The sequence below is a fragment of the Leifsonia sp. genome, assembly GCF_051955155.1.
In the GTDB taxonomy this organism is placed as follows: domain Bacteria; phylum Actinomycetota; class Actinomycetes; order Actinomycetales; family Microbacteriaceae; genus Leifsonia.
Genome location: NZ_JBQCGZ010000119.1, coordinates 1 through 5,248 on the forward strand (window position 1 = coordinate 1; position 5,248 = coordinate 5,248).

Sequence of the window (5,248 nt, forward strand, 5' to 3'; positions counted from 1 at the left end):
GGACGGGGGGGGGGCGGGGGCCCCCCGGGGGGGGGGGGGCGGGCGCGCCCCCCCCCCACCCCTCGCCCCCCCCCCGGGGCCCCCCGCCGCGGGCGCGCCCGGGGGGGGGGGCGCCCGCCACCGGTCGGCGGCGCAGCTCCGTCAGGCGAGCGGGATGCGCGCGCCGATCCGTGTTGGGCCGCCCTCTGGGCTGTCGACGACGAGCTCGCCGCGCAGGCCGTGGACGCGCTCGGCGAGGCCGCTCAGGCCGTGGCCGGGCAGCGTGCTCGCGCCGCCGGTGCCGTTGTCGGTCAGCCAGACGTCGAGCCACGCGGTGCCGGTCGCGTCGATCCGACGGTCGAGGACCAGCCGGGACGCGGTCGCCCCGGAGTGCTTGGCGAGGTTCGCCGCCAGCTCGGCGAGCACGTAGTAGGCGTTGCGCTCGATCTCGGGGCTGAACCGCTCCCCCGGCGCGAGCGAGGACTCCACGCTCATCGGCACCGTGCTGCGCGCGGCCAGCGACTCGGAGGCGGCCAGGAGGCCGCGGTCCTGCAGCAGCGGCGGCGCGAACCCGCGGGAGAGGGCGCGCAGCTCCTGCAGGGTGTCGCCCGCCTGCTGCTTGGCCTCCGCGAGCAGGGCCGCGGCGGCGTCGGGGTCGTCGGCGAGCTTGCGCTCGGCGGCCGCGATGTCCATCTGCAGCCGGATGAGGCGCTGCTGCGGGCCGTCGTGCAAATCCCGCTCCAGGCGGCGGAGCGCCTGGTCCTCCGCGGCGACCGCGGCGCCGCGGGATGCGGAGAGGTCGGCGACCTCGCGCTGCAGCGCCTCCGAGCGCCACGAGCCGAGCAGGCCGCGGGCGATGCCCTGGTGCATCAACGTCAGACCGTGCGTGACGAACGGGAGGGTGGCCGCGAAGACCACGCCGAGGATGAGCTCCAGGATGCGGTCGCCGGCGATCGGGTCGAAGTCCGAGTGCACGCCGAACACGGCGTCCACGATGATCCGGGAGAGGAAGACGTCCTGGTCGCCGCGCGGGATGAACGGGCGCCAGATCCAGGAGGTCAGGCCGCCGAGGACAACGGAGGTCCAGGCGATGGTGATCGCCCAGCTGACGATGCTGACGACCGGGTTGATGAACAGCCCGTGCAGGAGGTACAGCCAGTAGTGACCGTCGACGAACGGCCCGAACGCGGACCGCCAGAACGAGCGCGGCTTGTCGCCCCGCTCCCACTTCGGGCGCGTCACGGGCGGCCGGCCCGCCCACTCGAGGCGGACCAGCTCCAGCGTCCCGAAGCCGCGCGCGGTGTAGAAGGTGGCGATCAGCACGAACAGGCCGACGTAGATCACGAGCGTTCCGACGCCGAACCAGAACATCGTCTGCAGCACGGACAGCCCGATGATCGCGATCGGCATGGTGAGAAGGAGGAAGCCCAGCTCACGCGGCACCCCGCGCCAGAGCGAGCCGTACGTGGTGCGGGCGGCGGGCGCGGGCGGCGTCGTCGGGGGCGTCGTCTGGGTCACGGCATCCAGCGTGGCAGAAGTGGTCTGGGTCATGCCTCCAGCCTCGCGGGAGCCGCCGCGGCTCCCCACCCGGCACCCTCCCCGAACCATGCGGGGGTTAACCCGCCCCGGGTTAGCGCAGCCTCAGCTTCGTTGCGGAATTCCGCGGGCGCAGTAGCGTTGACGCAGGCAGAAGAAAGGACGCCTCACATGACGGACATCGCTGCAACCCAGAGCGTTTCGAACCCGGATGTCGCGGCGGGGGTCGCTCAGTTCCTGAGCCCCGTCGTCATCGACCTCACCGCTCTCGTCGTCAACGGAAAGCAGGCGCACTGGCACGTGCGTGGCGCCAACTTCATCGGCGTGCACGAGCTGCTGGACACGATCGTCGCGCACGCCCAGGAGTGGGCGGACCTGGCCGCGGAGCGCATCGTCGCCCTCGGCCTCCCGGTCGACGCGCGCCTGGCGACCGTCGCGGCCAAGACCACGACGGGCGAGCTCACCGCCGGCTTCCGCCGCTCGAACGAGACGATCGCCGAGGTCATCGCGCAGATCGACGCGGCGCTCGCGAGCGTGAACACCGCGGTCAAGGAGCTCGACGAGCTCGACCAGACGAGCCAGGACGTCGCGATCGAGATCGCGCGCGGCCTCGACAAGGACCGCTGGTTCCTGTTCGCGCACATCAGCGAGTAGGACCCCGCTCGACCGTCGCCCCCGGACCCGCGTCCGGGGGCGACGGCGTGTTCAGGGCACGGATGGTCTCGACCATGCCGAACGACCGGCGCTCGTGCTCGACGACGCTGAGGCCGGCGGAGCGGACCGTCGCCAGGTGCCTGCGCGTGAGGTGCTCGCCCTGCACCGGGACGGTGAACAGCTCCGCGATCCACAGCACGGCCGTCACGGGAGGCCAGGTGCTGCGCACGTGGTCCGCCAACAGCAGCGTGCCGCCGGGCCGGAGCACCCGCTTCATCTCCGCGATCGCAAGCGCCGGGCGCGGGATGCTGCACAGCGCAAGCGCGCACACGACCGTGTCGAACTCGGCGTCGTCGAAGGGCAGCGCCTCCGCGTCGCCGATCATCAGGTCGACGGGATGCGCACGACCGGCCACGCGGGTGTCGGCGATCGCGAGCATCTCCGGGCTGAGGTCGATCCCGGTCAGCTCGACATCGTCCCGGTAGAACGGGATGCTGCGGCCGCTGCCGACCGCGACCTCCAGCGTCCGTCCGGACGCGCGCTCACCGATCCACCGGCGCGCCGTGCCGATGACGCCGCTCTCGGCGCGGCCGATCTGCTCGTCGTAGCGCGTCGCCTGGCGGCGCCAGGTGCGCTGCTGGCGACGGGTCCGCCGGTCGGGCGACGTCACGCGTCACCGAGTCCGTCGTGCGTGAACCGGCCGGCGAGCAGCGTCGCCGCGACCGGCATGCTGCGCAGCTCGGCTGCTGAGGCGGTGAGCGGGTCGCGCTCGATCACCGCGAGGTCGGCGGGCGCGCCCACCGCGATCCTGCTGCGGACGGAGGCGCCGAGCGCCGCCTCCGCCGGGATCGCGCTCTCGGGGTGCCACGGGTCGCGGTCGTCCCTGCTGCGGAACACGGCCGCGGAGATCGCGACCCACGGGTCGAGCGGCGCGACCGGCGCGTCGGAGCCGAACGCCAGCCGCGCGCCGGTGTTCAGGAGCGCGGCGAGCGGGAACGCATCCGCCGTCCGTCCCGACCACAGCCGGTCGGCGACGTCCCTGTCGTCCATCGCGTGCTCGGGCTGGACGCTCGCCGTCACCCCGAGCTGCGCGAAGCGCGCGACGTCGTCGGGATCGATGAGCTGGGCGTGCTCGATCCGGCCGACCGCCCCGAGTTCCTCGAACGCGTCGAGTGCACGGTGGTTCGCCTCGTCCCCGATCGCATGCACGGCCGGCTCGATCCCGGCGCTCACCGCCGTCCGCATCCCCTCGATCAGCTCACGCGGCGAGAGATTCGCGACGCCGTGGCCGCCGTCCGGGTAGGGCCGGCGGCACAGCGCGGTGCGGGTGTTGAGCGAGCCGTCCGAGATGACCTTGAACGGGCCGGCCGTGAGCAGCCCGCCCGTACCCTCGATCCGAGCGCCGGTGCGCAGGCCCATGCCGACGGCCCGCTCCAGGTCCTCGCGGTAGAAGCCGGACTCCACCCGGAGGTCGCCCCGTCCGCCGGCGAGCCGCCGCGACCAGGTGTCGATGTTCCAGCCGTACTCGAGGTCGACGATGCCGACGACGCCGCGCCGGGCCGCGGCGCGCGCCGCGTCCGCGGCCCAGCGGTCGAGGGTCGCCTCGTCGGCGGCGGTCAGCCTGCTCGTGACGGCGAAGCTCTCGTCCTCGCGCAGCAGAGCGTCCTCCGACCCCGGCGCGAACAGCCGGGCGGCCGCCGTGTTGAGCCACGAGCAGTGCAGGTCGCCCGCCATCAGGACGACGGGACGCTCCCCCGCCGCCTCATCGAGCAGCCGGCGCGACGGGGCGTCGGCCCAGAGCGCGTCGTGGAAGCCGAAGCCGACGAGCACGTCGTCGCCCGGCTGCGCCTCGGCGCGCTGCCGGACGAGAGCGGCGGCCTCGGCGGCCGAGGTCGCACGCGAGACGTCCAGGCGGCGCGCGGTCTGCGCCCACTGCGTGAAGTGGACGTGCTGGTCCCAGAGACCGGGGACGACCCACCGGCCGGCGAGGTCGCGACGCTCGGCGCCGGGCGCCTCCAGTCGCTCGCCGACGCCAACGATGCGGCCGGCGTCGACCGCGATCTCGACCGCGCCGCCGCCGGGGATGCGCGCTCCGGTCAGCAGCAGGGTCATCGCGCGGCGCGGCGCCGGTCGTGCACGATGCGCATCTCGCGCAGCAGCGCGTCGCTCGCGTACGGCGAATCGCCGCCGAGTTCCGCCAGGATGCTGTCCACGATGTGGTCGGGACGGTTCTGGCTCATCTTCTGCTTGGCGACGATCCGCGTCGGCGTGAGCCGGAGCCCGACGGTCCCGGCGGAGATCCGCTCGGCGTAGCGCTCGTCCGCGAGGGTTCCGCGCATCTGCCGCGGCTCCGGCAGCTCGCGCTCGAAATGGTCGACCAGCTTCTCGAGCACCTGCAGGTTCTCCTCGGCGCTCAGGATCTCGGGGACGCCGGAGAGGTGCACGGCGACGAAGTTCCAGGTGGGCACCGCCGGGTCGGCGTCGTACCAGCTGGAGGAGATGTAGCCGTGCGGCCCCTGCAGGATGACCAGCAGCTCGTGCTCGCCGAGCTCGTGCAGCTGCTCGTCGGGGCGGCCGACGTGGCTGACGATGCTGAGCTCCTCGCGCGTGTCGTCGAGGATCACCGGGTAGTGCGAGGCGACCAGCCCGGTGGAGGCGTTGCTCACGAAGGTGCCCCACGGGTTCTCGCGGATGATCCGCTCGATCTCCGCGCGGTCGGTCAGCGTGAAGCTGGGGTTCTGCCGCATGGCGGTCCTCCTACTTCTGATCCTTGGGACACCAGTACAGCTTGCGGCCGCCCAGCTCCTCCATCACGATGTGCGTCCCGCACACCCGGCAGGGCAGCCCCTCGCGCTTGTAGACCCAGTGCCGGTCCTCGCGCTTGGCCATCGCCCGGCGGTAGGACTCCTCGTCGAGGTCGTCCATCGTCATCATCTGGCCGGTCTCGACGCCGATCCGCAGCAGGTGCACCCAGTCGCGCCACAGGGCGCGCACGGTGTCCTCCGGCACCTGCTTCCCCGGTGTGTGCGGGTTCTGCCTGGCCCGGAACAGCAGCTCGGCGCGGTAGACGTTGCCGATG

At 73.3% G+C, this 5,248-nt stretch carries 6 protein-coding genes; 1 reads left to right on the top strand and 5 read right to left on the bottom strand.

What is annotated here, in order from left to right; translation table 11 throughout:
• Positions 1-141: 141 nt before the first annotated feature.
• Complete coding sequence (locus ACTHMF_RS12885; protein WP_440318092.1) at positions 142-1,530, bottom strand: sensor histidine kinase; 1,389 nt, start codon at positions 1,528-1,530, stop codon at positions 142-144.
• A 156-nt stretch (positions 1,531-1,686) separates the two neighbouring features.
• On the opposite strand from ACTHMF_RS12885, the gene ACTHMF_RS12890 reads away from it, so the two are divergent.
• Entirely contained in the window at positions 1,687-2,169 is a 483-nt protein-coding gene (locus tag ACTHMF_RS12890) for a Dps family protein (protein WP_314147283.1), read from the top strand.
• Here the strand turns inward: ACTHMF_RS12890 and ACTHMF_RS12895 are convergent.
• From ACTHMF_RS12895 to ACTHMF_RS12910, 4 genes are all read right to left on the bottom strand, one after another.
• Complete coding sequence (locus ACTHMF_RS12895) at positions 2,159-2,839, bottom strand: class I SAM-dependent methyltransferase (RefSeq protein WP_440318095.1); 681 nt, start codon at positions 2,837-2,839, stop codon at positions 2,159-2,161. The genes ACTHMF_RS12890 and ACTHMF_RS12895 overlap by 11 nt on opposite strands.
• Entirely contained in the window at positions 2,836-4,281 is a 1,446-nt protein-coding gene (locus tag ACTHMF_RS12900; RefSeq protein ID WP_440318097.1) for an amidohydrolase, read from the bottom strand. The genes ACTHMF_RS12895 and ACTHMF_RS12900 overlap by 4 nt, the downstream gene beginning before the upstream one ends.
• Positions 4,278-4,916 (bottom strand): FMN-binding negative transcriptional regulator, encoded by a 639-nt coding sequence (locus ACTHMF_RS12905; RefSeq protein WP_440318098.1) that lies wholly within the window; start codon positions 4,914-4,916, stop codon positions 4,278-4,280. Before ACTHMF_RS12905 ends, ACTHMF_RS12900 begins: the two co-directional genes overlap by 4 nt.
• A 10-nt stretch (positions 4,917-4,926) precedes the next feature.
• The coding region (locus ACTHMF_RS12910) for a zinc finger domain-containing protein (protein WP_440318100.1) at positions 4,927-5,248 on the bottom strand (322 nt) is incomplete at its 5' end.